Raw genomic sequence first — 26,981 nt, 5'->3', positions numbered from 1 at the left:
ACGTGCAAAATTATTTTTCTTCAAAGGGAGCATGTGCATTATTTAACATCATAAAACTGCAGGATATCGCCAAAAAGTACACAAAATACACTGCGGGGGATGGTTCACTTCAACCGATTGAAGTGAACCATCCCCCGCAGGTGAGAGTCAGTATTGCTAAATCTGAAAACAGGCCGAGTGAGCGAGTTAGTGGCTCAACGTGATCTAGCACTGGCTCAATCAGGACTTTGACTTCTTCTTCATGTCCTCCCACGGCATGCCGCGCAGCTCGCTCGTTCCGGCCAGACCAAGTGCATGGTGGATGAGCTGAACTGGGTGAATTACTTCAGCGCCAGAGCCTTTGCGAATCTGCCAGCGGCAGGTTTCCGTCTCGCACGCAGCAAGTTCAGGGTTCGTGCGCTTAACCATATCGAAAAGCGGTTTGCCGACTTTCTGAGCCACCTCATACTTTTCTTTCTTCAAGCCATAGGTTCCGGCAATACCGCAGCATTGCTCGCCTGATTCAATGACCGTCACGCCAGGAATAGTCTCCATCATGCGAATTGCTGGCTTTCCGATACCCTGCGACTTCACCTGGCATGGCTGGTGGTAAGGAATCGTGAGATCTCTACGGCCAAGCTCCTCAATTGGGAACTCGCCCGCGTCCATCAATTCGAGGAGGAACTCGGAGGTTTCCACCATTCGCGAGCCGACGTCGATCAGTTCCGGATCGTCGATGCCCATGATCTCGTGTGCCTCGTGGCGCAACATGCCAGCGCATGATCCCGACGACGATACAATAGTCAGTTCTTTACCTGCACTACGCAGCTGCGCACAGAGTTTACGCACAGCTTTAGCTGCTTCGTTGAACAAACCATTGGACTGCTGTGCCAATCCACAGCACCCTTGCTTGGGCACTATAACCTCGTACCCAATATGCTCAAGCACTTCAACAGTAGCGATCGACGTCGCAACTTCAAAGTAACCGCCAGCACAACCGTGGAAGAACACGATCGGTCCCTTAGGGAATGGGCCAGTGCGAGTCTTTTCGTGCTTGCGGAACCAGCCCATGAATGTGCGTGACTTCGCCTTAGGCACCGGAGCTTCATGGTGAACGCCCACAACTTTTTCAACGATCTTACGGATTGGCTTGTTAGCCAGCGCTGCATTCGCAATTGGGGCGAACGGCGTCATCAATTTGCCTTCGAGCTCGGTCTGCGTGATCAGACGGTCACGCAATGGCATATGGTCGGCCTTCATCACAGCACGTGCCTGGCCATTCATTTCGGCGATCTTCACTCCCTGCGGGCAAACCGTTGTGCAGATGCCGCAGCCTGAGCAGTAATCGAGAGAGTAATCAACTGAAGTGCCGTGGCGATACCGTTCTGCTTGTGGACCAACGAACTTCGGGCCCGAGAAAAGTGGCGTGGCTTTAGCAACCGGGCACTGAGTTTCGCAGATTGTGCATTTGACGCACGAATCAAGCGAAACACGCGCCATCGAAATTTTGGCATTTTCCATTGGATTTGCGCCCATTAGAGTTCCTCATTTCCCTTCTGGATAGCAGTTGCTGCTGCCCAAGCCGAGCCCAGCGTGATTCCTTCGCCGGATTTTTCTTCCCATGCAAGTGCGCCACCAAGGCAATCGCCGAGGCAGAAAAGATTGGAGTACAGGACTTCTCCGTCAGTGTTGAGTGGATTCATTGACCCATTGACGCGCACGCCGCTGCGGTAAATCGCTTCGGCATGGAAGTCTTTGTCGGTTACTTCAGGAGTGTAAATCGGCAGGTCAAAAACGGACTCTCGGATCACTCCGTAGGAATCGCGCGCAAGATTTCCTGATTCGTAACCGCCGCCAGCATGAATGATGTAGTCAGCCTTAACTTCTGAAACTCGCCCTGCACGCTGGACTTTTACTGCGGAAATAGAATCTCCGGCCGCAATAAAACCAGTGGCTACGGCATTGAGCTGGATATCAATTCGCGCCTGTCGGCAGGCCACGGTGAGAATATCGTTGATACGTCGGCCTGGCACTGACGGCGGCGGAAGTGGAATTTCACCGACTGGTGTCCCAAGCTCTGTTTCAATCTCAGCAAATGTGTGCGGATCAAGTCCAAGTACAGCAGGGACGAGCACGGTTTCCCCTGGTTGGATTTCGTGCTTGATCGCTTCAATCAGAGCTTGGCGCTCGGCTGAGCTCAGGCCTTCGTCCAAAGAGCGGGCATGGGTGGTTCCTGAAGCGTCGTGCTCTTTACCGCCACGCAGCGGCAAATCAATCGTCACGCATCGCGCGGTTACGTTCACATACGGTGAGCGATTGAGATTATCTACGATCAATTGAACTGGGAAATCCTTAAGGCGCGACAGCCCGACGACGAGCAGTTTCTTTCCGTCGTTAAGGACGGTCGCCTGCATGGAATCTGGAACCGCAGCGCTTGGACGTACCGCACCGACCGCCGTCGGCATTAAAACGTTCTTGCTCAAGAAATCAGCCCTGCCCTGAGCCGCGCTGAACAAGTCGATCCTGCTGGTAAGCCACTTGACTCCTGAGAATACGTTCGTGGTGCCGATCGCGGCATAAGGATGTGCTGGATTGTTGGCAATGAATGATTCCAGCGCGTTGGGGAGGTCAATCACTGGCTCAGTGCTTAGCGGGCCATGTTCCCAGCCCAACACGTCAATCGTGCCATTTGATAGCAGCAGGCCGCCGATTCCGCGGCTCACCACAGTGACGGTATGCCCTTGTTCACGCAGCATAAGAGCGCTGGAAAGACCAGCGAGACCAGCGCCAATCACCAAAATCTTGCTCATGTCAGGACTCCTTCGTCGTCGTTGTGTTTGCGGCAGCGCTCATCGCGTCAACAGGCGCTTGATCGAGCACCGCTTCACCGTTTGGCGCGGAAAAAGCAGGTTCTAAGCGAGTTGGGCTCACGCCGTCATGCCTGCCATGCAGCAGCGCCAAATCGCCAGTTGCGCGGCGCGAATCTTCGTTTGGAGCAGGTAGGTGGTCAATATCCAGTGCGCCACTGAGAATCCACTTATCGAGCGCCGCCTCACGCAGCTGCTGGCCATAGAGCAGATTACGAATTCCTTGCGAGCGGTTACCTACGAACAGGCGAAGCATCGTCGACGTGCGATCTGCGAGCTGTTCAGGAGTCATACCGTGGAATACTTCAGAAGTTTCGCTGTTTTGACGTGCGAAATCATGCATGATTCCCGCAGCTCGCAGTGAACAGAACCCACCTTGGCATGGTCCCATGCCCACGCGCAACTTGCGGCGAATATCGTCGAGGTTGGCATCGGGCTGGTTTGCCAATTCTTTTTCAATCATTGAGCGGGTAACCAGCTCACATTCACACACAATCGGATCGTTGAGGCGGTCAGCTTCGCGCTCTTTGAGACGGTCGGTGACTTTGTGGGTCGGGTGGCCTTGCGCACTCGGTACCGCTTCTTGATCCGTGGTGCATTCGCGATGCTCACCGAGTTTCTCACACATAGCATCGACGACGTTCTTCGCCATGAGTCGATAGGTGGTGAGTTTTCCGCCAGCGATGGTGAGCATTCCAGAAATTCCATCGCGCGATTCGTGGTCAATGATCGACATTCCGCGCGACATATGACGAGTATCAGAAGCGCTCACGCGGCGGTCTTTAATAAGTGGGCGTGCACCTGCCCAAACATGCACTGCTCGCGCTTGGCGGAAACCGGGGATAAGCGCCTCACCGGCATCGAGCATCTGCTGTACTTCCGAGTCCTTGATTTCGAGGAAATCGGGGTCTTTTGCGGCTTCATCGGTGGTGCCAATGATACAGACGGTGTGAGCAGGAACGATGATATCGCCGTCTGCGGGGTAAATGCATCGGTTGACGACTGAATTGACGAGTCGGTGGTTCATCGCCACCATAATGCCGCGACCAGGCACAACATCAACTTCTGGAGCGCCGGCCATCTCAGCAATTTGGCCTGCCCAAGGACCGGCGGCGTTGATCACAAAGTGGCAATCAATTCGCACATCTTCGCCTGTTTTCTCGGCGCGGCACAGAACTGCCTGCACGGCGCCGTCTTCTACGACGATTTTGGTGACGCGATGGTAGCTGAGAATCTTAGCTCCGTAAGCCTTTGCCGACTCGGCAGCACCCCAGGTCATTCGCCAGCCGTCTACAGCGCCGTCTTCAACCTCGAAAGCGCGCTTGATGCCCGGGTTGAGACGTGGCTCGCGACGCAGCGCTTCGGCGATTGAGATTTCTGCGGCTGGAACTCGGGTATCGCGAGCAGCTTTGAGGAATTTGTCTGCGTGTTCCTCAGTGTCTTGTGGAGTGACGACGAAGAGTCCGCCCGTTTCCTCCACGGCATCCGAGTGGATGCGCCGGATGATGGCGTTCTCCTCTGCGCACTCAGTGGCTGAGCCGGGATCGGAGACCACGTAGCGTCCTCCGGAATGGAGAAGGCCATGGAAACGACCTGTGGTGCCTTGGGCGAGATCAGCCCGTTCAACTAGCACTGCACGGAATCCGCGCATTGCAAGATCACGTACTGTTCCTGCTCCTGTGGCTCCGCCGCCAATAACAACTACATCAGTTTCGATTCTTCGCATAACCGTCTTCCACTCTGAAGTTGGTTGATAATTACACACTCCCCAAAGTGGTTTGGGAAGTTCTAGATAACTAGATTAAGCGTTTTCGATCCTCACTATTGCCGAATAAGCGGAATCTGGGCAAGATTGGGCAGATGTGCACGGACGGTCAGTAGTGATGGTCGAATGTTCAAGTGTGGTATTTTAGAGGTAGGCAACGAATAATTTAGGGGGACGCTGGGCGTGGATGAACGCTTTAATCTCGCGTATGAAGCTGCAGTAATGCATTTCGTGCAAGGTGAAACGATGGAATCAATCGCACGCCGGCTCGGCGTTTCGCGTTCAACAGTCTCACGGCTGGTTAAAACTGCACGTGAACTCGGTTACGTACAGATCTCGTTACACCCACCTCAAGAGCTGGTTGACACCTTAGGTTCGCGCATTTCCCAAAAATTTGGCGTGCGCACACACGTCGTACCTGTACCTTTCGGCGCAAATGACACCCGTCGTCTCACAGCTGTTGCCACTATGGCAGGAATCCTGATCTCGGAGACGGTGCAACCCAATAATATTGTGGGTGTAGCATGGGGAAATACTCTTTCGGCTGTCACTGATCATCTAGTTCCAAAGCCTGCGTCAGGCTCGATCGTGGTTCAGCTCAATGGCGCGGCCAATCAAATTAGCACTGGAATCCCTTACGCCGGCGAGATTATGGAAGCCTTTGGTCAGGCCTACGGAGCTGCAGTAACGCATTTCCCAGTGCCAGCATTTTTTGACTATCCCGAAACTCGCAATCTCCTGTGGCGCGAGCGCTCTATTGCCTCGGTTCGTAAACTCCAATCACGCGCAGATATCGCGATCTTTGGAATTGGAGCAATGGTGGGCGCTGTGCCTTCCCAAGTCTATTCAGGAGGCTACCTCACACCTGACGAACTCGGTTCTCTCTCTGCCGAGGGAGTCGTTGGAGACGTATGCACTGTGCTTTTACGTGCGGATGGATCATGGGAAGATCTCGAATTGAATCGCCGTGCATCTGGGCCAACGCCCAACGACCTACGAGCGATTCCACGCAGAATCTGTATCGTTTCCGGTGTGGAGAAAGTTGTGCCTTTGCTCGCTGCTTTACGGGCTGGAGTGATCACCGATCTCGTGATCGACGAAGACTCAGCTGCACGATTGCAAGAACTCAGTAAAGTTGCAGATCACGGCAAGGCCGGTAACGAATAGACCTCATCTGTGGCAGTGAGCAGACCGTCGTCTTTAAGCGAAGCGAGCGCTGATTCGAAACGCTCCTGCGAAAGGCCGCTGTGCTCGAATAACTGAGTTTTGCTCACGTGTGAACGACTGCGCAACACAGCCATAATTTTTCCGCGCGCTTCGCGGTGAGTGCCAGTAAATTTCTGAGTGGTGCGCTGATGGGCATAAGAGTCTGCAGGCTTGCCTTCTTGAAACCATAAACACCCATTTTGAACCGGGCAGTTTTTACATCTTGGATCGCGGGCCGTGCACACCAGAGCCCCAAATTCCATAATTGCTGCGTTCCAATGTGCGGCATGGGTTGCGTCCTGAGGAACGAAAACGCAAGCGCGCTCGCGCTCAAATACAGTTTGAGATGGCGGTGGCAAAGCAGCGCCATGCCATCTGGCCAAAACGCGCCTTATATTGGTGTCAAGCACGACCGAGTACTGCTGATATGCGAATGCGAGAACGGCGTCGGCTGTGTATGCGCCGATACCAGGCAGCGCCAAAAGCTCTTGACGAGTGTGCGGGAGTGCGCCGTCGTAATCGCGCACCAGAACCTGTGCACATTCGTGCAGACGTAGGGCGCGACGCGGGTAACCGAGCCGATCCCAAGCGATGAGAACCTCAGCGGGGGAGGCGGCTGCCAGATCGGCAGGAGTTGGCCAGCGTTCCATCCATTGAGCCCATGCAGGTAGCACGCGATTGACCGGCGTTTGTTGACTCATTACTTCGCACACCACAATTGCCCACGGAGTTATCTGTGGGTGACGCCAGGGCAGGTCACGGCCATTTTGCTCATACCAGGGCAGAAGTATCTGTTGGTATTGTTCAGCCGCCCACAGCGCAGGCCGGGAGGTGGCAGATGGTTGATCTGCGCTATTGGAGGAAGATGCCGGTGCCCTACGTGAGGGTGCCCTACGTGCGGAGTTAGACGAGTGTGCCCAAGCAGGATTATTTGTTGCCATCAGGTTAAGTGTGCCAGAAAATCGGCCAAGTTTGCCGCCTGCACGGCTGGGTTTGCCCCGTGTATGGCCAAGTTTGCCGCCTGCACGGCTGGGTTTTGCCTCGTGCAGATCCCATTCTTGATCGTATTTCACACGCAGGCTCGTGCCTATCGGCGTGGAATATGGCATTCTGCCTCCTGTTCACGTTACCTTTAATACGTGGTAGATGATGAAAGAAGGCGTTCGGGCAAGGACTCTTCCAAGGATTCTTCGCGAATCCGCGGCATGTTGCGTTCAGCGCGATCTAAAAAAGCTAGCGATTCTTCTGATGCGCCAGCTGTGCGTGAAATAGGAAGTCAAGGCAAAGCCATGCGGTCAGGAAAGTCATCGCGCAGCTCAGGGACGTCATCGCGCAATGGAAATTCATTGCCATCACGATTGCGCAGCGTCATCGATTCAGAACCGAAAGCAAAAACCACCGGGCGTTCGGCCACAGTAAAACATTCGCGAAGCTCAGAAGCGCAAAATTCTCACCGTACAAGCAGCACTGAAGTGCCACGAGGTGCAGCTGTGCCGAAGAAAATGCGTGCGATGGGTCCAGCTCGTTCAGGCAATCACGGCAACGCATCGCGAGAAAAACAAGCTCAAGCTATTCGGCACGGGCGCTCTTCAGCTGTGAACTCAACTCGTGGCACAACGAATGCCGAACGTGCACGCCGGTTGCCACCGACGTCGTCGCAAGCATCGCGCGGAGGCCCATTGCCACGGTCAATTCGAAACAACCAAGACGCGCACCGCACCGGGATTGCCCGCTATATGCGCAATAAGAAACTGGTGGTAACGGTATCCGTCGTGCTTGTGCTGCTTATTGCTTTACTGGGCACATATATCGTGCTGAAAAACGCGCTCACTAAAATGGACGCACAAAACAGTGCGCCGTCTGAGAGCGCAAATTTTGAACCGGTCAAGTGCACTCCACAGATGTTGGAAGTATCTCTTGCTCGGCAAGGTTCGCGCCCAGGTCAAGCAGTGAATTTCAATATCAGCATCAAAAACGATAAAGGTGAACGCCCATGTTTTGTAGATATTGGGTACAAGCATGCCGGAATTAAAGTATGGAGTGGTGAGCAGCCGGTTTGGGATTCTAAAGCGTGCAGCGTTGGCGACGCGAGCAAGGTCTTGTTACTCGATAAAAATCTGACGAGCACGCAAACTATCACCTGGGACGGAAACGTTTACGGAGCTAATTGCGCCAAGCAGTACCCCTCCAAAGCCGGAACTTATCAGGCGCAATTCGTTATCGACGACGTTGATTTTGGCGCAAAAATTGCGCTGTCTTTAGACCCCAATGGTAAAAATGCGCAGGCAGTCACGCCTGCACCTGCACCTGTGCAAAATCAGCCCACCGTGCAGCCATCGCCTGATCCCAATGTGAAATCTGATGTGGATGGCAACGGATCAGCCGTTGATAAGGCAGACCCCGAGAGCTACAAGAAAGACGCGCCGAGCGACGTCACATCGCGGTGAGTGGCAGCTTCACGAACGTAGGCGAGCACGCCAGTTTCAGGCCCGGCCGAGCGGAAGCACCGAATTCGCTGCGAGTCGAACGTCTGCAACTTCTCGCACATCTAGACCAGACGGAATCTTAACGTCATCGCTCAGTGGCGGCACAATAGCGATCGTGAAACCGAGCCGAGCAGCTTCGTTGAGGCGTTGTTGAATCCCCACAATTGGGCGCAGCTCGCCAGTGAGGGAAACTTCGCCAAGTGCAATAACTCCAGGTGCGAGAGGCATATCGGTTGCGGTTGAGATCAGCGCAAGCGCCATGGCCAGATCAACCGACGGCTCTTGGGCGCGCGCTCCTCCCACAGTGGAGACGAACACATCATTTCGCTCAAAGGCAATTCCAAGGCGGGATTGGATCACAGCGAGCATCATGGCAACGCGTGAATTGTCTACACCGGCAGTGGTGCGACGCGGCGGACCTGAAGCATTCACCGATAGCGCCTGAATTTCCACTGGCATTGGCCGGCGTCCCTCCAAAGTTACCGTCACACACGTGCCGGGAACAGTGAGATTGCGCGCTGAAAGGAAAAGTCCTGAGGGATCGGCAAGACCGCGAATTCCACTATCAATGAGTTCGAAGCAACCTACTTCATCTGTAGCACCATAGCGGTTTTTTACTGCGCGAACCATGCGCAAACGCGAATGGCGATCACCTTCAAACTGGCAGACGACGTCTACCAAATGCTCAAGCACGCGCGGACCGGCGATTGAACCGTCTTTCGTCACGTGCCCTACCACTATCACAGGCAGGCCGGAGGCCTTGGCAATATTGACCAATCCCGCCGTCACTGCCCTCACTTGTGCCACGCCACCAGCTGCGCCGTCCACGGTTGGGTCAACAACGGTTTGCACGGAATCGACAATCAGTAACGATGGCTTACTGCTTTCAATATGACCCAGTATTCGCGAAAGATCGGCTTCGGCAGTGAGATACAGGTGCTTTTGTAAAGCTCCAATTCGCGCAGCCCGGGCACGCACTTGAGCTGCCGATTCTTCACCGGTTACGTACAGGACGGGGTTTCGACCGTTCGTCTCGGATTCTGCCGCAGCTTTTGCGGCGACGTCGAGCAGTAGCGTCGATTTGCCAACGCCAGGTTCACCTGCGAGGAGCACGACGACGCCAGGCACGAGTCCGCCTCCTAGCACGCGATCCAGCTCAGGCACTCCCGTTGGAGTTTTCACGGAAGCTTGAGCTGATACATCCGTAATGGGCTGAGCAGGAGCATGAGGAATCAACACAGGTACATTATTTGATGCAGTTCCTGAGGTGGTGGCTTCAATAACTGTTCCCCAAGCTTGGCATTCGCCACAACGACCTACCCATTTGGCGGCCGTCCATCCGCACTCAGTACAGCGATATCCAGGAGCTTTAGTTTTTGCAGCCACAATGCCTCCTAAAACTTGTTGACGAAAGTTTCAACGGCGTCTGCGGCGCCGGAAATAATGATCACGTCACCTGCGCCAAACTTGAGCTGCGGCGTCGCATACTCGAAAGGCATATCGGGAGGTTTTATGCCGATAACGGTTATGCCATATTTTTGCGGCAGATTGAGCTCTTCGAGCGATTGATTTTGCAGTTGCGCAGGGGCGAACATTTTCACTACAGCGAAGTGGTCTTCGATTTCGATGTAGTCAAGCATTTTTCCTGAAACCATGTGCGCTACTCGTTCACCGGCGTCGTGCTCAGGGTAGACCACGTGATGCGCACCGATTCTGTTGAGAATCGTGCCGTGCGCTACCGACATCGCTTTAGCCCAAACCTGTTCGAGCCCAAGATCAACAAGATTTGCGGTGATCAGGACCGAAGCTTCAACGGACGTTCCCACAGCTACGACGGCGAAAGGAAAGTCTCGTGCGCCGAGTTGTTCGAGAGCCTCAGGCGAGGTTGCATCGGCTTCTATCACGCGGAACCGATGTGACCATTTTTGAACGAGTACGGGATCGGATTCGACTGCAAGGACTTCACGGCCAAGCGCATCGAGCGTAGTGGCGATGGATGAGCCGAATCTACCCAGGCCAATGACGAGTACTGCTTCAGACAGCGCGCGCTTTGCCATATGTTTCGCCTTTCGTATTGCTTGTCTCACTAGTGTAGCGATCTCATTTACGTTCATTCCACTGGTGTGAAGTGCGCGCAGATTAACCCACTAGCGGTTGCTCCTCAGGCATTCGGATCACACGACGCCGGTAGCGTAAAGCGAGTGCGGCCGCCGTCGTCACCGTTCCCACGCGTCCCAGATACATTAAGGCGATAAGTATCGTTTGTGCAGCTGGCGGAAGAATAGGGGTGATACCTGTGCTCAGGCCGGTTGTGGCGAATGCAGAAATCGTTTCAAACAGCACGCGAGATAGGGGAAGATCAGTGATGTGCAAAATTGCCAGCGTGGAAGTTCCAACGAGGACGGCGCCAAGGAATGTGATTGATATGGCGAGTCGGGTGACGGTTGCTGGGATACGGCGTCCATATACCTCGACGTCTTGATCTCCACGAGCTTCGGCAATGATTGCAAGCAAAAGAATCGCGAAAGTGGTGACTTTAATTCCGCCGCCAGTGCCTCCGGAACCTCCGCCGATAAACATGAGGATATCGGTGAAAAACCACGTGGATTCGTGCATTTTGCTGATGTCGAGCGTGCTCAGCCCCGACGAGCGAGGAGTGATGGAATGGAACATCGCTGCCAAAATTCTTTCGTGCAGTTGCAGATTTCCGTAAGTGTGTGCGTTATTCCATTCAAGGGTGAAGATGCCGATAGCGCCGAGAATGAAAAGAGAGATGGAGGTGGTGAGCGTGATTTTTGAGGTGAGCGACCAGCGTTGCGGCTTGCGCCAATTGCGGGAGATGTTGAGAATCACAGGGAAGCCGAGTGCGCCGATAAAAGTTCCGACGATAACTGGGACTGCGAAAATCCAGCTTCCAACGAAACCGGTGATACCGGCGTCGTAAATAACGAAACCTCCGTTGTTGAACACCGAAATGGCCATAAAAATCGACTGCCCTACCGCGGTGCCAAAATTGGATGCAACCGTCAAACTCGATGGTAGGAGAGCCAAGGTAAGTATCGATTCGGCGATAAGAGAGGTGGCGACGACGGTGCGGAGCAGGCCTCCTACTTCGCCCAGGCGGCTTTTGGTCTCGTCAGCTGTAAGAATGCGTTGCGTCAGGCCGATTCGGCGCGAGACGGCCAAACCGAGTAGGGAAGCGAGTGTCATGACTCCGAGAGCGCCGATTTGCATGGAAAATGCGATGACGACGTGCCCGAACGTGGACCAGTAGGTCGCGGTATCGACGACGGTGAGTCCAGTTACGCAGGTGGCCGATGTCGCAGTGAAAAGCGCCGTGAGGAAAGGCGCGCTGGTGTGAGCGCTACGCGCTTGGGGAAGTAGCAGCAGCGATGTGAAAAAGAGAATGATGAGGGCAAATATTCCCAATGCGAGCCGAGCTGGTGAGCGGCGGGCGACGGTGTCGATATGATCTCGCAGGCGAATCAAGAGCCGCAGTTTCGTCACGAAAAACACCTCGCTCTTATTGCTGGTCTGCATGCAGTGGCTTTGCTTGGGGAAAGGGCTTATCCTGCTTTGTTCGTATACACGATATTACGTGTGAACTGGCCGTTTTTGCTATTTATGAGTTGGCGTAGGTGTGGTTGTGAATCTTGTGACGATTGAAGTTTTTGGGAATTGTGTGCATTTTGAAAAAATGCGATAGACTGAGGCAAGAATTTCCGTGCCTGAAATTTAATCTGAGATTCTTTTGAGATTTGTGTGGATTACACCACGCTGTTGACGGTCGGAACTTTCATTCACGCATCGGATTTCCAGGGGTTTGCTCTGGTTTACTTGGTAGGACGGAATAGGATGTCTCAGCTCCCATCTTCTGGTCCGCAGTTTTTCACTGTGGCTGAAGTTGCCGAGATTACGCGCGTATCTCGGATGACTGTGTATCGCATGGTTCATGCTGGCGAACTGCCTGCCGTGCGTGTGGGTAGTTCCTATCGGGTGCCTCGTTCAGCTCTGGATCAGTTGCTTGCTGGAAGTGCTGAGGGTGAGCGTCGCGAAGTTTCGGGAGCCTAGGTTTTAAGGTACTATTCATTTGTTAAACGTAGCGGTTTTGCCGTTCCAACTATTACTTCCGGAGGTAGCCAGTGGGTTCCGTTATTAAGAAGCGTCGTAAGCGCATGTCGAAGAAGAAGCATCGTAAGTTGCTTCGCAAGACGCGCCACCAGCGTCGCAATAAGAAGTGACGTTTTCTATTAGCGTTGAGAAGCCCCCTTTTCTGAGGAAAAGGGGGCTTCTTTTTGTGCGGGGCTTTTGTTTTGGTGGGGCTTTGCGAGTTAAAGGCCAGAATGTGTGTCTGGGTGGGGCGTCTCGTTTTCTTGGTGTTGCTTGATGGGTGGAGTTGATAGTTGGTGGTGTCTCGTTTCCTGAGATGCGATGTGAGGATTGGCATATTGGGAATTCGGGAATGGGTGGCTGTGGATGTTTTCACAAAGTAAATGGCTGCTCATGAATGATTGTGTAGTGAGTTTTGGTTTGTGCCATTTCTGAGAAGACACGTTCTCCTGGGGGAGTTGGTTGAAAGTTGTAAGATATAAGTGCTTTACCTGCAGTTGATTTATTAAAGCATAGTTATGGTTGAGTGGAATGGTGATTTGTGGCGGTTTGGCTGATATTTTGGGTTATCGGGTGAAATATTCAAATTGGTGACGCAACTAACTGCGGTGGTGTTATATCGTGCCGATCAGCACAAGCGTATTTATTGGAACTAACCCTGAAAAATGGCCTTGATTATGTTAGAGTGAACATGAAGTTTTAGAAACTCATATTTCGTGCTAACACCGGGTTAGGGCTTATGTTCGCGGGTTAGCAACGGTCCGAATAAGGCGGGCATTAGGCTGCCTTACCGGCGAATGCGATTGATGAGCTTGACTCATCTGGGCGTTAATCCACATGAAGGAAAATAAAATGAAATCCATGAGAATGAAAGTTGCAGCTGCTATTGCGCTAGTTGCTACTTTTGCAGTAGGAGGAATTCACTCCGCACAGGCTGCAGATGTTGTAGACGTGAATGCTCCCGTCATATTAAATATCCACAAGCTTCTTGGCGATCCAGAACCAGGCAACACTGGTGCACCAACCAAGGGGCAAACTCCACTGAGCGGGATCAGCTTCAAAGTTGAGAAAATTGAAGGCGTTGATCTTACAACTCAAGCTGGTTGGACTGAACTTTCGACGATGACCGCAAGCAACCTCGGTGATAATTCCGTTGGCGCTTCGTGGACCAAGGTTACTGACGGATCTGGATTAGCTTCGTTCACGACCACAGCTGATTCTGGATTTACTGTAGGTGTATATCGTGTAACGGAAATACAAAAAGGCGGCTACACGGTAGCAGCTCCATTCCTTATTACACTTCCTTATTCGGGAGCTAATGGAACGTGGACGTACACACGCGACGTGTATCCGAAGAACCAGACGTTCCAGCCAGATAAGCAGGTTGATGATACCAACGCTACGCTTGGAACAAACCTTTCTTACACTATTAACACGCCAGTGCCAGCAGGGGACCTCTCATTGTTTAAGATTGTTGATCCTCTCGCAACTAACTTGACACTGCAGCAGCCAGCAACCGTCACGTTCACTGGAGTATCAGCACCGACTCTTGCAGCTGGCATTGATTACACCCTTGATTATACGAGCAATACCTTAACTGTTAATTTCACTCAGACAGGTTTGGATGCCCTTAAAGCAGCGCGTCTCACTGATCCAACTCTTGCAGTTCATGTTGCGTTCAAAGCGACTGTGAATTCAATTCCAGCCAATGGTCAGATTACAAACACTGCAACGGTTACATTCCCGACTGGGTCTATGACGACGAACGCGGACATCAATGGAACTTCCACACCGACCTCAACGACTTTCGCGAATTTGACTATTACCAAAACTGGTACTGGTGTAACAGATAATGCGCAGATGAACGGTGCAAAGTTTGAACTCTACCTCTGCGCTGATTCGAATGCAGACGGTAAGTATGAGCTCAATGGTTCTGCACTCAGTGTTGCAACTGCTAATGATGCAACTTCTGTTGGTACCGTAATTACTACGGCTAACGGATCGGGTTCGACTGCCTCAACTGGTCTCGGATACGCAATTCCTGTGAGCTCATTTGCTGGTGGCACTGCGGGTACGCAAGTCAATACATACTGCGTGCTTGAAACACAGGCTCCTGCTGGCTTTGTGCGCAACCCAGAGCCACAGCTTGTAACTTTCACTCCAGATGGAACTGGTGCTACAGCCGGTGCATTCAGCGTTACGGTTAATAATGAGAAGGATTCCTTGCTCGGTCAGCTTCCGGCAACCGGTGCTTTTGGAATCGTCATCATTTTCTTGATCGGCTTGGCACTGCTCGCACGTGGCTTCTACACCAGCCGTCGTGACAGCAAAGTGAACACAGCTGCTTGATAAATAGTGGTGGGTGAGCCACGGTTCACCCACCACACCAAGATTTCATAGTGTCATGGGTTTAACGCGGAAAAGCAAGAGGCAGTCGGTGAGTAGCGCTCCCGCTACTCACCGACGCCGAAACCCGCGTTCCATAATTTACCTGGTACTCGGAATTTTGGTTCTGCTCTCGCCGGTGGTTATCACACATATCAAGAACATTGAACAACACGAGATAGCGCAGCTCTATTCGGAGAACGTCAAAAAAATGGCTCCTGAACAGCGCAAGCAACTCTTCGAAGAAGCCAAAGCTTACAACGCTCAACTTCCGGCCGTGGGTTCTCCAGATCCATGGGTCAATGGGATTGATATCAATTCACCTGCATACCAGAAATATCTAGCTCAACTAAATATAGATTCGGTGATGGGTCGCCTAAAGGTTCCTGCGGTGGGAATCGATTTGCCTATCTACCACGGCACCTCCCAGGCAACCCTGGCGCATGGAATCGGCCACCTGTACGGGACAGCACTCCCAACCGGCGGAATTGGTTTCCATTCAGTGTTGACCGGGCATTCAGGTCTCGCAACTTTGACGATGTTTGACAACCTCTCTCATATCAAAGTTGGTGAAATTTTCATTGTAGAAGTGCTTGGCGAACAGCATGCTTACAAAGTAGATCAAATTAAAAAAGTGCTACCTGAGGAAATTGAAAATATTCGCCCAGAAAGCGGACGCGATCTGATCACCCTCGTCACCTGCACACCTTATGGAATTAACAGCCATCGGTTATTGGTTCGTGGTGAACGAGTCGATATGCCAGCTGAGCCAATTGAACAAGTCTATACAAGCCCTTGGCAACCGTGGATGATCGCGGCAATAGTCATTTCGATTCTGACTTTGCTCTACATCCTATGGTGGCTATTTAGGAAGAAAAATCGCCGCGAAAGCGATGATGAACAACCAAAGTCGCCAGCAACTACTCAACAACACGCGATCCATAATCAACATCAAGAAAGCGCAAAGGAGGAAAGTAATGCACAGTAGCAACAGCACACAGCGTCACGCTATTTTGCCAATCCTAGTCTTTCTTGCGCTCATTTCTTCCCTGCTCCTCGTGCCAGTTGCAGCACAAGCGCAAAGCGACACCGACGTCGTCATCCATAAAACCCAAGGTGAAGGTGACACGCCTGGAATGCCGCTCTCCGGTATCACTTTTGAGGTGCTGCCAGTTATTGGTGCTACCAGCGCAGATACTGAGTCGCTCGTAGCGGAAATGAAAACGAATCCGATGCTAGATGGCCATCAGCTCGGCGCTCCAATCAAGGCCGTGAGCAACTCACAAGGTGATGCACTGTTCCCTGCATTGCCCGATGCTATCTACTTGGTTCGAGAAATCCCTTCGCGAGTTGGCAATGTTGCCTATTCGGTGATCAGCCCATTCTTGATTGGTCTACCACAAATGGCCACAACCCAAGCAAATGGTGCGCAGACCCTCACCGTTTATGCGAAGAACCAGCCCTTAGCAATAAGCATTACCTCAACGCCACAAGATAGTGTTCGTCCTGGCAGCAGCGTTATGTGGCATATTCAGTCGAACGTTCCTGCGCCCGATAGAAACGGCCTTTTACACAATTACGTGCTCGTGAGCCGACTTGACTCCGCCCTGCAATATGAGGGCGTAAACGGGTTGGTCATTACCGATGGAAGCTCAACTCTCACACTCGATCCGAATGCGGACTACACCGTCGCGTTCGATCCGGCCACAAACTCGGTAGTAGTGAAGCTGACCCCCTCGGGGCTGGCGAAGCTAGCCGCGATGCGTTTTAAGGCGCCGCAAACGAACGTTATGCTCGATATTAAGACGACGGTGCGCCCAGATACGCCACAAGGTGCCGTCGTCAAGAACGAAGTTCAACTCTTCCCAGATGGTTGGCCTGTGAATGGAAGCGCTGGAGTCGCAATCGGTGCAGTATCTGACGTTTCGAACGTGACGGTCGTGGCACCGTCGCCGACGCCGTCGCCAGCTACACCACAGTGTCCACCACAGGGCTGTGAGGCTTCGGTCATTTCGGTAATTTTGGCCAAAACGGGCGCGTACTTGAAAGAGATCATTATCGGGGCGGTTGGCTTCCTTGTGGTAGGTTTCGTCCTCTTCTTTATTGCGCGAAAGCGGCGTAAAGACGACGCCGAGCCAGCGGTCGATTCACCGAATACCACAGCAGAAAATGCATTACAGAAATCAAGCGATGAAGTTATTAAAGAACAGAAGATTAATGAAGGAGGCGGGGATGTTCAGTAAAGATTCAATACAGTCACCCGCAAGGAAGCTCTGGGCATCATTCCTGAGCTTTGTGTTTATTGTTGTTCTGTTGCTTCCAGTTTCGCCGTGGAGTCCCGATCGAGACAAAGCCGAAGCGGCTGCTATCACCTATGACCTCGGCGATTGCGCAATGCGTATGGGAACGGGTGCCGCCGCAACGCTTGCTAATAGCTTCTGTTTTATTGATTTTGCTGGCATGATTGGTGCTGCAAATCAAAACGTTCACATCACGCGTCAGATCGGTGATATGACGTTGTCATTCGATCTTATGTGGTTCAATAGCGGTATCGTTGCTCCGCAGGTTAAGGCAGAATCTGCTCAATGGGATTCGGCTGCATCGTATGGTCAGACGATTAATGGTTACCAAACTTTCGTGCCATATTCAGGTGATTTGCAAAGCCCGATAGTCAGGGTCAAACACCTGCCGCCAACGTATTACTTTAACTTCTCTAATATCGTGTTGAAAGACGCAAAAGGCGCTGTAATTCCTAACTTCAAACTCAATGTATTGGATGCCGAGGAATCACCTGGTGGAGAATCTTGGGCGATCAAAGACAACGACACAGCCACCAATAAGACCACATTCAATAAAGTGGTGCAGTCCGGGTTTGCTGATCCTTGCAACGTCAAGACTCAGACGGGTATGGATTTCTACTGCCAGGGCTATGCAACCAGTGAAGCATATAAGGGTATCGCTGTAGCGACCATTGATTCACCTAGTGATTTTCAGATACAGAAGTTTGGAGGCTCTGTAGGCAATGGTGCATTCGCTATTGCCATTTCAATTGGACGGGTAGCGGGCACATATACAGCCAATACCACTTACGAAATGGCAGAAACCGGCCAAGCAACGACTTTTGATCATCGCGTATATACAAAGACCAGCACCACGGAAACGCTGATTCCGGGTACGAACGGTAGTACGTTTACGGTGTACAACCGGCCGTTCTCAAATACGCTTTCGCCAACAGATAAGCAAGTATTTAAGTCAACAGGAAGCGGCACGCAAAGCCAATATGTTTTCGATCGTTATACTCCAGTGTGGACGTGTACGGCGGGAACATCGGCTCCAGTCACCATCAAGGAAGGTCAAGTTCCCACGGGTTATTCGCTTGTGAATGATCGCGCTTCTGCCACATCAACCTTGACCGCAGACAACACTTCGGACGCACCGCTTGAATGTAATGTGGATTGGCAAAGCAAGTTCCAGTCCGCAACGTTTGATTTATCAAAGTTGGTGACCGGAAATGCCGCTAACTTTACTGATATTTCCACGCGTTCATTCGAGCTGAACTACACCTGCACTAATAATGCTTTTGCTACGGCGTATCCAACGATCCCACTCAGCGGAAAAGTTACCCTGCGAGCTGGAGAATCGACGCAGATAAAGAACTTGCCAGCGGGCACATCCTGCACGATTACAGAGTCTTTCCCTGGCGGTGCTCAACCAGCTCCTCCGGGTGTTAATCTCAACCTGACGTGGACAGGTGGAACTTCTGGAAGCGGCACTCTTCCAAACCTCACCACGACGCTCGCACCGACTACGAGCGTTTCCGCAACAAACAACTACACATATCGCTCTGGAAGCATCACTCTGAGCAAAAACTTGCTTGGTGATCCTACGTCAGAATTCATCTATCCGCGTCACTACGACTTCTCATTGACGTGTGTTGGAACAACGGTTCAAAATCGTACCGTGGGATTCGATATCAATCCATCGGGTTCTACCTATTCAGGATCAGTAAATATTACAAATATTCCGGTCGGCCAAGAGTGTCGTTTAACGCCATTAACAGGTTTGTCATCCACCGAAGTCAAGAAATACGATTTTGTTGGGCGTGCTGTAACATTCGACGGTAATCCTGTCACCAAAAACTCTGATGGATCGTACTCGTTTACCCTTGCCGATTACGCGCAAGGAGGCACGCCTACCACCGGCACAATGCATATCGATGCAACGTATGCCTACCAGCTACGCGACGTGAAAGTTATTAAGCAACTGGCTGGACCGGCGTCGAACTCTAAAGACTTGGACGGAAAGACGTTCCCAGTCCAGTACAAGTGCAGCTGGGGATCAAGCGGCCAATTCTCGAAAGTTGGCAGCCTGAATATCACTACAGATACGGCAAATCCAGCTACGATTCCCGGCGTCGCCGTCGATGCGAACTGTATCGTTTATGAAGATACAGTGGCGCAGACACCTAATGTGGTGCTGAGCTCAACGAAAGTTTCCGCAGCTGATGCCAGTGATGTAACCGTCACCAAAACGAACGACGAAGCTAAAACTCAGCCGATTCTGAAAGTCTCCTACGCTACCGATTCCACCCAAAACCGTGTGATCATCACCAATACTTATGATTACAAACTTGGCACGGTAGACATCGCAAAAGTGGTGCAGAAGAACGGATTGACCATTTCCTTGCCGTCTACCTTCTCAATCAACTTCGACTGCGGTACGCGCTCTGTGATTGCAGCAGATGGCAGTACTGTGTCAGTTCCATTAGTAGGAACCGTCTCAATCGGAGATGCTCAGACGAAACGTCTCAAAGCGCAGGTTTCTGATGCGGCTCTCGATCCGAAGATCAACGATCAATCGGGATATATGGGCGTGCCCTACGCAAATACGTGCACTTTCAGCGAAGATGCTCCGCAAATCTCCACCTCGGGCGTGTTGTGGCAGAGTGATGTCGACGCCCAGCGCTTCGTGGTTTCTGCTGATGCGACCACAAAGACGATCACCAACAACTTCACCGCAGCTGGAAATGGACTCACAATTCAGGGACGCGTCGTGGCTGGTCGCGAGATGGCTGCGCCAATCACCTTGAATATTTCTTGTAAAGACTCCGGCGGGACAGCGCTTGTGCTCTCTCCTCAGTACGCGCAAGTAACTTTGAGTAAAACCACGCCATCGGTCACAATTCCGGCATCTCAGGTGCCAGAGGGAAGCTCATGTAGCATCGTCGAACCGACCCCTGATTCGGGTACGCGAACGACGGCCGTGGGAGTGAACTATCCGATTACTCGAAATGCGGGCTTGCACGTTGCTGCAACCGGGACTGATCCTGAGGTCAACCAAAACTATGGTAACCTCGCTCCGATCAACTTGCCCTCGCTCAAGATCGGTTCTTCCACAGTGGCGGAAATAAATCTCTACTACGCCTACGTGACCGCTCCAATCACAGCATCTAAGATTGTGGCTTTCGATCCGGCTACTCAGCAGTACATCTCTGACGCTCGAAAAGACATCAAACGCAACCGCCAGTTTACGGTCACTTTGCAGTGTACGTATCCCGACGGCGTCACCACAGCAAACGCCTCAGGAACTGTTGTGTCAACACAGCCTGAGATAACACTGACCGAAGAAGTGCCCGTGGGATCTAGTTGTACGATTGCAGAAGGTGCTACTACCACTGCGGCTGGTGTTGATGTGAAGCAGGAAGTTGCGGTAAACGGTGGTGCAAACGCAAATGTTTCCACGACTTTCACTGTTAAAGACACATCGAACTCGGCAGTGTTTACTAATACCTACTCACGCCGGCTAGCTCCGGTAGTACTCAATAAACGTGCAGTTCTTCCTGGCTCAATCCGTGATCAGTATGCAGCTGCTGGCCAGAGCATTCCGTTCCATACCCACCAGTTCACGATGGACTGCCACGATCCAGAAACCGGTACTGGGAGCACAGGTGTACTACTTGGAACTTTCAACGGCACGATTACCGGAGAAGGTAGCTACCAGTTCGATAATGTGCCTGTTGGTGTTGATTGCCATATTAAGGGTGACCAATTCGGGCAACTTGATTTGAGTCTTCCAGGTGCGAATGGCGTACAGCTTAAAGCGTATGTGAAGCCTAAACAGGTTAAATGGGTTGTTGATGAAAACGACGGTACCGCCGTCATCGACACTGACTTTCCAGGCGACGTGACCGAATCTGCGTACTTCTCGACGCTAGATGCAGCTGCGGACGGAACCGTCACGAACGTCGTCGACATTGAAAATACCTACGAGTATATTCAAACGAAGATTCAGATGACGAAGAAGGTGGTGGGCGCAGCTGGCGATCTGGCCCTACTTTCGCCTGATCAAACCTATAATTTCAACTTCCAGTGCGAAGGAGTTGGATTCAACACCTCCACAATTGGAACGGGTACCGAAACTTTGAGTAATTCGTTGGTGCTCAATACTTTTGGCACAGCTACCGACAATGGTGATGGCACGGTAACTCGCCTCTATACCTCGCCGCAGGTGACTGTTCCAGCAGGTGCTTGGTGTGACTTCGATGAGAAAGATCCGGTTGGAACGCCCGCTCAACTCGTTCATTCGATGGATCAACAAGTTATCAAGAAGTACGCCGCTCTCAACTCAGATCCGAATCACGTGGAATCTTGGGATTTTGTTAATAGATATACCCATAGAACCGTGCCAGTGCGAGTGTCAACGCTTCACAATGGCTACTTAGAAGGCGCCGTTAAGGATGATTCTGGCAATGGATACACCTATAAGGTGACGTGTAATGATCCGGCAAAGACGAGCTTCTCGCAGACGGTTGCTTTTGCAGATGCGCAAGTGGGATTAGCGGCTTCCGATGCGGCTGCTCCAGATACCGGGCAGATTCTACAGCTCCCAGCTGGTGCTGATTGCACGATTGACTACGCAGGAAGTCCGTCACTTGTAGCGAATTCGCCTATTGAAGTCACTGCCGGAGATCGCGCTCCATTCATGCGCTTTGGTACATGGACGGACGCTGGAGCTGCTGCAACTAACCCGACACAGCAATGGCGAGACATCAAACCAACAGACGTAACGCCTGATATGAAGAAGTACTCGTTTGCCTTCACGCTTGCTCCAACTCTCACCGCGACGACTGACGTTGTCATGACTGTTGGTGCACAGACGATCTACATTCAAGACACGATGGACGTAACTGTAACTAAGCAAGCTTTTGGAACTGCAGGAGCGGGAGCTTCGTTCAGTTTCACGTCGGACTGTTTACCATCTGGCCAGACGGCAACTGTAAAATCTGGTGAATCGTTCACGCTGAAGAATGTAGCTGTAGGCCGCACCTGTTTCATCACAGAAGCAAATAATCCAGACACGCTTCCAGAACTGGGAATTGAATCGCAAGGCGACGGCATCGTTGATGCGTGGGCAACTAACGTTGCGGCCACGGAAACTGAGCCGGCAAGCCGATATATGCAATTCACGACCGCTCCGGTAACCACGCCAACTGATCTGTCGCAATCTGGCGCTTATTGGAACCTCGTGCTGTCGAACCGCTATCCGGCGATTGATATTGAGAAGACTATCGACGGACCGTTAGTGTCGTCTAACGACGGCGTCGTGCTCGCTCCTACAGCAACGTCAATGACAGTCCACTATGTGCTGACGAACAACGGCGGCTTGCCGGCAGACACCTTTGAGCTATCTGATCCATCGCTTGCTGGACGCACAATCACAAACGGCACGCAAACGATTACAGTAGGTGCCGATGGCTCGATTGATCCGTTGTTCTGCGGAATCGACAACAACGCAATGTACACGATGCAACCAGGCGATTCTCTAACCTGTACTTTCACAGTTCAGCTCACTGAGACAGCGCAAACTCCGCTCAATATTAGTGGAGCAGTGACTGTGAAAGCTTTGGCAAACGGCAGGCCGGTGACGGATTCAGATGGATTCAGTGCACAGCGAGTGTGGATGACTCTCCCGCAGGCTGGTGCGATTTCACTTGTTGCCGTGATCGTGACTGGTGTGGGCATCGTCGTCTATGGAATATGGAAAAACCGCAAGGATGAAGACGACCACGAAACGACGCTCCCGCTCGATTCCTAAGTTGCGCACGCTGCGTAAGTCGCGTGAGCTGCGTGAGTCGCGTGAGCTGCGTAGTCCTCGTAACCCGATCCGTGATGTGTGAGTGAGAAATTTGGAGAACAACAGGCCTAGCAAGCAGCGTAAGTCTAGGCGAAAAAGCGGCCTAATATGGATATTGATTGGCTTGCTTATTCTGTTGTATCCAGTATTCGCCACTCTTTACAACGACTACCAGCTGGTCGAGCAAGCGCGCACCTACTCGAACGCGGCCCACAGTATTAAGCCGAAATCGCAAGTGCAAAAGTACATTGATGAAGCACATGCGTATAACGCGAAGCTTGCCGCACAGGGGCATCACGCGCACCCACCAGTGGCGAGCGATTCTGGTTTTGCCGAGTATATGAATACGCTGAAAGTGCCGGAAACAGCCGATGTGATGGCTCGAATTCGTATTCCAGGCAGCCATATCGATCTGCCGGTATTCCACACCACCGCCTCTGACGTGCTCTACCGGGGAGCGGGTCATATGTACGGCTCTGATCTTCCAGTTGGTGGCCCTGGCACTACCTCAGTTATTTCTGCACACACTGGCATGGTGAATGCTTCGATGTTCGATAACTTAGTGTTTATCGATACGGGAGCAGATGTTTTCATCGAAGTGCTCGATCAAACGCTCCATTATAAAGTGCGTTCGCGTAAGGTGGTCGGCCCATCTGATTATCAAGCAGTGACGTACGAACAGGGTGTGGACAAAGTGGTTTTAATCACCTGTACTCCCTACGGTATCAACACAGATCGGCTGTTAGTTGAAGCAATTCGAGTGCCAGACTCTGCCTCCGTTAATGAGAATGTGTGGGTTCCGAGTTTGAGTTGGTGGATGATCCTAGATATCACAGTTGTCTGTCTTGTACTATTGTTTTTGTTGATCCGCGCATTGCGTCGGAAAAAGCGAAAAGACGACGAAAACGAACCCGTCGCTGATCGTTCCGATGAAGGAAAGCATGCCGTTAGCATCAACCACAAAACAGCAGAAGATGCGGCTGGGCAACCGAATCTTCAATGAAATAGTGGAGTTGATTAACCATGAGTGCACCTGAATCTACGAACGTTCGCTGGCTAGACGACGAAGAGCAGATCGCTTGGCGATCCTATCTGCGTGGCACTGCGACCTTGCTTGATCTGATTAATCGCGATATGGAAGAAGACAACGGGTTAGCACTCAGTGAATACGAAGTGCTCGTTCACTTGAGTGAAGCTGAGAATCACGCCCTGCGTATGTCGCAGCTTGCCGATCATCTTGTACATTCGCGCTCGCGACTAACGCACACGGTACGCCGTCTGGAAGACATCGGATATGTGGAACGTTTCCGCTGCGTCGACGACGGCCGGGGCATTAACTGTAGGCTCACCGAAGCTGGTTTCAGCAAATTAAAGGACGCTGCGCCGTCGCACGTCGAATCGGTACGTAGGCATTTAGTAGATTTGCTCAGCCGGGAAGAGATGCTCGAACTCGGCCGGGTTAGCGCCAAAATATTTACAGATTCTGGCGCTAAGTAGCCTCTCGACGCTCGGGTATTCTTGCAGTACAGGCTCGGGTGATTTTCCTGCGTCTGCTTCGAGTGGCTGAGGGAGGATTCCCAGCACTTGGCTCATAATCTGCGCAGCTGGCGATAAGTATGGCAAGCTGGATGTATGGATCTTACAACTGTTCATCTAGTGCGGCATGGGGAAGTTGATAACCCGCAAGGAATTCTCTATGGAAGAAAACCTGGGTTTCACCTCACCGAACTGGGCAGACGCATGGCGCAAGGACTTGGCGAGACGTTTTCCAACGGACACGATGTGCGTCTTGTCGTGACGTCACCTCTCGAGCGCGCCATTGAAACGGGAACGCCGACGGCGGTGGCGTGCGGTTTGCCCGTGGTGCACGATGCGCGCCTCATCGAAGCTGATAATTACTTCGAGGGTCTGGCTGTTAACGACAATCGTTGGATGCTCGCACACCCGCAGTACTGGTCGTGGTACAAAAACCCCTTTGAACCCTCATGGGGAGAGCCGTATACCGAAATCGTGGCACGTATGTCTGCGGTGATCTCGGAAAGTATCGATTTGGCACGTGGCGGGGAAGCAGTGCTGGTTTCGCACCAGCTCCCGATTTGGACTATGCGCCGTTTTGTTGAGCAAAAGTCACTGGCTCATGATCCGCGTAAACGTGAGTGTTCTCTAGCCTCAGTTACCTCATTGACCTTTGCAGATAAGCAGCTCATCTCGTGGAAATATTGGGAACCGGTAGCTGAGTTGATGCGCCGCGCACAAGATATGGTTCCGGGAACTTCTGAGGCGGAAGCGAAGAAACCGCAGAGCTAATTGCCGTAAAGTCCGCGCGACTCGTCGTCGTCTTTCTTTTTTGGGCGCTCGGGGTTCTTTCCCTTTTCGGCGCGCTTTTGTTCGAAAGCACGACGACGGTTTTGCGCTTCCAAGCGGGCGAGAAAGTCTGGATCGTCGTCGGGAGCTACTGGACCAGTGTGCTGACCTGGCCTCGAGTTGCGCGCTTTACCTGGAAAATCGTTGAAATTCTGCCGTGGATGTGACCCGTCCTGTTTGAAAATATACTGGTATTTGAAAAATATCCACAGTACTGGACCCAAAATAGGGACGATTGCAATGAGTATGAGCCACACAGCCTTAGAGATGCGTGCGGGCATACGGTCGCTGTCAGTTCGCGCGCAATCGACGAATGAATAAATCGTGAGCGCTACAAGAAAAAGAACAATAAAGATTCGAGCCACGTCTACAGTCTAATCTATCCGAGTGGGAGGGTATATTTTCTTCGCTTTGAGCTTGTAAAATATGCAAATGATCTTCGATATTGCACGCTTCTTCAAGCGTTTCAATACCTCGCGCTCCGTCAAGGTCTTGTGCCGGTACTTGGAAGGGGATATGGAGGTTGCTTAGAGGGTGCGTGGAGGCTGCTCGGAAGCTACTTGGAGAGGCTTTTGCTATATTTCGCCATTTAGCAGGCGCAACTATGCGGCAAGCAGCAAAGCACCCACTAAAAGCGCATAAGCGAGTTCGAAAAAGCCAGTATTGCGCAGCACGATAATCAAATCGCGACCAGTTTTCCCAGTTCGTACTGGACGGCTCAAGTTAGGCACTACAAACAGTAACAGGCCAGTGACGGCCAAGATCGGGAATGTAAAGAAGCTGGTGAGTGCGGTGAGCAAGGGTGCAAAAGCCACCATCCCCACAAATGTTTTTCTGGCTCGTGTATCTCCGAGCCGTACTGCCAGCGTGCGTTTATTTGCTTTGATATCGGTTGGAATATCGCGAATATTGTTGACCATAAGCAAAGCGCAGGCAATGACGCCAATGCCAGTTGCGACTATCCATGCTACAAGAGGTGCCGTGTTGGATTGGGTATATACGGTGCCTACCGTTGCAACATATCCGAAGAAAACGAGCACGAAAATCTCACCCAAACCAATGTAACCGTATGGGTGTGATCCACCAGTGTAAAACCAGGCAGCGAGGATAGCTAATGCGCCAACAGTCAAAAGCCACCATTGCCCCGAGAGAGCCACCAAAGCTAATCCCATCAGGCCAGCGGCACCAAAGAATGCAAACGCCACGATAAGCACAATTTTCGGTTTGACTTTTCCGCCGCCGGTGAGTCGTGGCGGACCGGAACGAAACTCGTCGGTGCCGCGCACGCCGTCGGAATAATCGTTAGAAAAATTAACTCCCACCTGCAAGAATAATGCCACAGCAGCAGCGAGGAGCGTACGTAACCACGAGAAAGAATCTTCAGTAAAAGCAATGGCTGCACCAGCAATAACTGGTGCCACAGCTGCCGGAAGAGTGCGAATACGCGCTCCCTCGAGCCAGTCAGAGACGGAAGTTGTCAATGTAATAGTTCTCCTCAGATAAAACGCCCACCCAATTGTACTGCCAAGTCAGAAATGGCGCTAGAGAGCAGACTATAGAAAATGAGCCGATAGTGCACGTTTGCAGAGTGCTTGGCGCCCTGCAGAGCATCTGCGATGCCTGATGGAATTTATTGCGTACTCTGTGGCAAAAGCTGGTAGTTAGCTCTGTGTTTCTGGTGTGGGT

At 52.0% G+C, this 26,981-nt stretch carries 20 protein-coding genes; 11 read left to right on the top strand and 9 right to left on the bottom strand.

The window, feature by feature from the left end; translation table 11 throughout:
• Positions 1-219: 219 nt before the first annotated feature.
• Genes JOD55_RS08875 through glpA form a run of 3 tightly spaced genes read right to left on the bottom strand, consistent with a single transcriptional unit; the run spans position 220 to position 4,572 of the window.
• The gene (locus JOD55_RS08875; RefSeq protein ID WP_204399627.1) at positions 220-1,515 is read right to left on the bottom strand and encodes an anaerobic glycerol-3-phosphate dehydrogenase subunit C; all 1,296 of its coding nucleotides are present in this window, start codon (positions 1,513-1,515) and stop codon (positions 220-222) included.
• Positions 1,515-2,789, bottom strand: coding sequence for a glycerol-3-phosphate dehydrogenase subunit GlpB (gene glpB, locus JOD55_RS08870; RefSeq protein WP_204399626.1), 1,275 nt, complete (start codon positions 2,787-2,789; stop codon positions 1,515-1,517). Before glpB ends, JOD55_RS08875 begins: the two co-directional genes overlap by 1 nt.
• A gap of 1 nt (position 2,790) precedes the next feature.
• Positions 2,791-4,572, bottom strand: coding sequence for an anaerobic glycerol-3-phosphate dehydrogenase subunit GlpA (gene glpA / locus JOD55_RS08865; protein ID WP_204399625.1), 1,782 nt, complete (start codon positions 4,570-4,572; stop codon positions 2,791-2,793).
• Between the two features lie 222 nt (positions 4,573-4,794).
• Here glpA and JOD55_RS08860 point away from each other — a divergent pair, with 222 nt between their 5' ends.
• On the top strand, positions 4,795-5,778 hold the full coding sequence (locus JOD55_RS08860; protein WP_204399624.1) for a sugar-binding domain-containing protein: 984 nt from the start codon (positions 4,795-4,797) through the stop codon (positions 5,776-5,778).
• On the opposite strand, the gene JOD55_RS08855 is transcribed toward JOD55_RS08860, so the two are convergent.
• Positions 5,754-6,926 carry an HhH-GPD family protein gene (locus JOD55_RS08855; protein WP_275587031.1) on the bottom strand — a complete coding sequence of 391 codons (1,173 nt, stop codon included), beginning with the start codon at positions 6,924-6,926 and terminating at the stop codon, positions 5,754-5,756. The two genes, JOD55_RS08860 and JOD55_RS08855, sit on opposite strands and share 25 nt — an antisense overlap.
• A 30-nt stretch (positions 6,927-6,956) precedes the next feature.
• Here JOD55_RS08855 and JOD55_RS08850 point away from each other — a divergent pair, with 30 nt between their 5' ends.
• The gene (locus JOD55_RS08850; RefSeq protein ID WP_204399623.1) at positions 6,957-8,264 is read left to right on the top strand and encodes a hypothetical protein; all 1,308 of its coding nucleotides are present in this window, start codon (positions 6,957-6,959) and stop codon (positions 8,262-8,264) included.
• Positions 8,265-8,300: 36 nt separating this feature from the next.
• Here the strand turns inward: JOD55_RS08850 and radA are convergent, their stop codons facing one another.
• The 3 genes from radA to JOD55_RS08835 all read right to left on the bottom strand — a co-directional run bounded on the left by radA (position 8,301) and on the right by JOD55_RS08835 (position 11,810).
• A complete protein-coding gene (radA, locus tag JOD55_RS08845) occupies positions 8,301-9,689 on the bottom strand; it encodes a DNA repair protein RadA (protein ID WP_204399622.1) in 1,389 nt (462 codons plus the stop codon).
• Between the two features lie 8 nt (positions 9,690-9,697).
• Positions 9,698-10,360 carry a potassium channel family protein gene (locus tag JOD55_RS08840; RefSeq protein WP_204399621.1) on the bottom strand — a complete coding sequence of 221 codons (663 nt, stop codon included), beginning with the start codon at positions 10,358-10,360 and terminating at the stop codon, positions 9,698-9,700.
• A gap of 82 nt (positions 10,361-10,442) precedes the next feature.
• Positions 10,443-11,810 carry a TrkH family potassium uptake protein gene (locus tag JOD55_RS08835; RefSeq protein ID WP_338022245.1) on the bottom strand — a complete coding sequence of 456 codons (1,368 nt, stop codon included), beginning with the start codon at positions 11,808-11,810 and terminating at the stop codon, positions 10,443-10,445.
• 348 nt (positions 11,811-12,158) lie between these two features.
• Between JOD55_RS08835 and JOD55_RS08830 the strand changes: the two genes are divergently transcribed.
• The 9 genes from JOD55_RS08830 to JOD55_RS08790 all read left to right on the top strand — a co-directional run bounded on the left by JOD55_RS08830 (position 12,159) and on the right by JOD55_RS08790 (position 25,238).
• Positions 12,159-12,374: a helix-turn-helix domain-containing protein gene (locus JOD55_RS08830; protein ID WP_204399619.1), complete on the top strand. Its 216-nt coding sequence runs from the start codon at positions 12,159-12,161 to the stop codon at positions 12,372-12,374.
• A 71-nt stretch (positions 12,375-12,445) separates the two neighbouring features.
• Positions 12,446-12,544, top strand: coding sequence for a 30S ribosomal protein bS22 (locus JOD55_RS08825; RefSeq protein WP_005504750.1), 99 nt, complete (start codon positions 12,446-12,448; stop codon positions 12,542-12,544).
• Positions 12,545-13,250: 706 nt separating this feature from the next.
• Positions 13,251-14,762 carry a SpaH/EbpB family LPXTG-anchored major pilin gene (locus JOD55_RS08820; protein WP_338022244.1) on the top strand — a complete coding sequence of 504 codons (1,512 nt, stop codon included), beginning with the start codon at positions 13,251-13,253 and terminating at the stop codon, positions 14,760-14,762.
• A gap of 88 nt (positions 14,763-14,850) precedes the next feature.
• On the top strand, positions 14,851-15,786 hold the full coding sequence (locus JOD55_RS08815) for a class C sortase (protein WP_204399617.1): 936 nt from the start codon (positions 14,851-14,853) through the stop codon (positions 15,784-15,786).
• A complete protein-coding gene (locus JOD55_RS08810) occupies positions 15,776-17,041 on the top strand; it encodes an isopeptide-forming domain-containing fimbrial protein (protein WP_204399616.1) in 1,266 nt (421 codons plus the stop codon). Before JOD55_RS08815 ends, JOD55_RS08810 begins: the two co-directional genes overlap by 11 nt.
• A gap of 52 nt (positions 17,042-17,093) precedes the next feature.
• The gene (locus tag JOD55_RS08805) at positions 17,094-22,892 is read left to right on the top strand and encodes a DUF5979 domain-containing protein (RefSeq protein ID WP_204399615.1); all 5,799 of its coding nucleotides are present in this window, start codon (positions 17,094-17,096) and stop codon (positions 22,890-22,892) included.
• 82 nt (positions 22,893-22,974) lie between these two features.
• The gene (locus tag JOD55_RS08800; RefSeq protein ID WP_338022243.1) at positions 22,975-23,934 is read left to right on the top strand and encodes a class C sortase; all 960 of its coding nucleotides are present in this window, start codon (positions 22,975-22,977) and stop codon (positions 23,932-23,934) included.
• A gap of 20 nt (positions 23,935-23,954) precedes the next feature.
• Positions 23,955-24,428, top strand: a complete 474-nt coding sequence (locus JOD55_RS08795) for a MarR family winged helix-turn-helix transcriptional regulator (RefSeq protein ID WP_204399613.1) — start codon at positions 23,955-23,957, stop codon at positions 24,426-24,428.
• A gap of 135 nt (positions 24,429-24,563) precedes the next feature.
• On the top strand, positions 24,564-25,238 hold the full coding sequence (locus tag JOD55_RS08790) for a histidine phosphatase family protein (protein WP_204399612.1): 675 nt from the start codon (positions 24,564-24,566) through the stop codon (positions 25,236-25,238).
• Here the strand turns inward: JOD55_RS08790 and JOD55_RS08785 are convergent.
• Together JOD55_RS08785 and JOD55_RS08780 are read right to left on the bottom strand one after the other, a co-directional pair.
• Positions 25,235-25,660 (bottom strand): PLDc N-terminal domain-containing protein, encoded by a 426-nt coding sequence (locus JOD55_RS08785; RefSeq protein WP_204399611.1) that lies wholly within the window; start codon positions 25,658-25,660, stop codon positions 25,235-25,237. The two genes, JOD55_RS08790 and JOD55_RS08785, sit on opposite strands and share 4 nt — an antisense overlap.
• Positions 25,661-25,897: 237 nt before the next feature.
• Positions 25,898-26,776, bottom strand: coding sequence for a 1,4-dihydroxy-2-naphthoate polyprenyltransferase (locus JOD55_RS08780; protein ID WP_204399610.1), 879 nt, complete (start codon positions 26,774-26,776; stop codon positions 25,898-25,900).
• Positions 26,777-26,981 lie beyond the last annotated feature (205 nt).

The sequence above is a fragment of the Arcanobacterium pluranimalium genome, assembly GCF_016907845.1.
GTDB lineage: Bacteria > Actinomycetota > Actinomycetes > Actinomycetales > Actinomycetaceae > Arcanobacterium_A > Arcanobacterium_A pluranimalium.
Note: the sequence above shows the minus strand (reverse complement) of the source record. Positions and strands in the feature narration are given on the sequence as shown.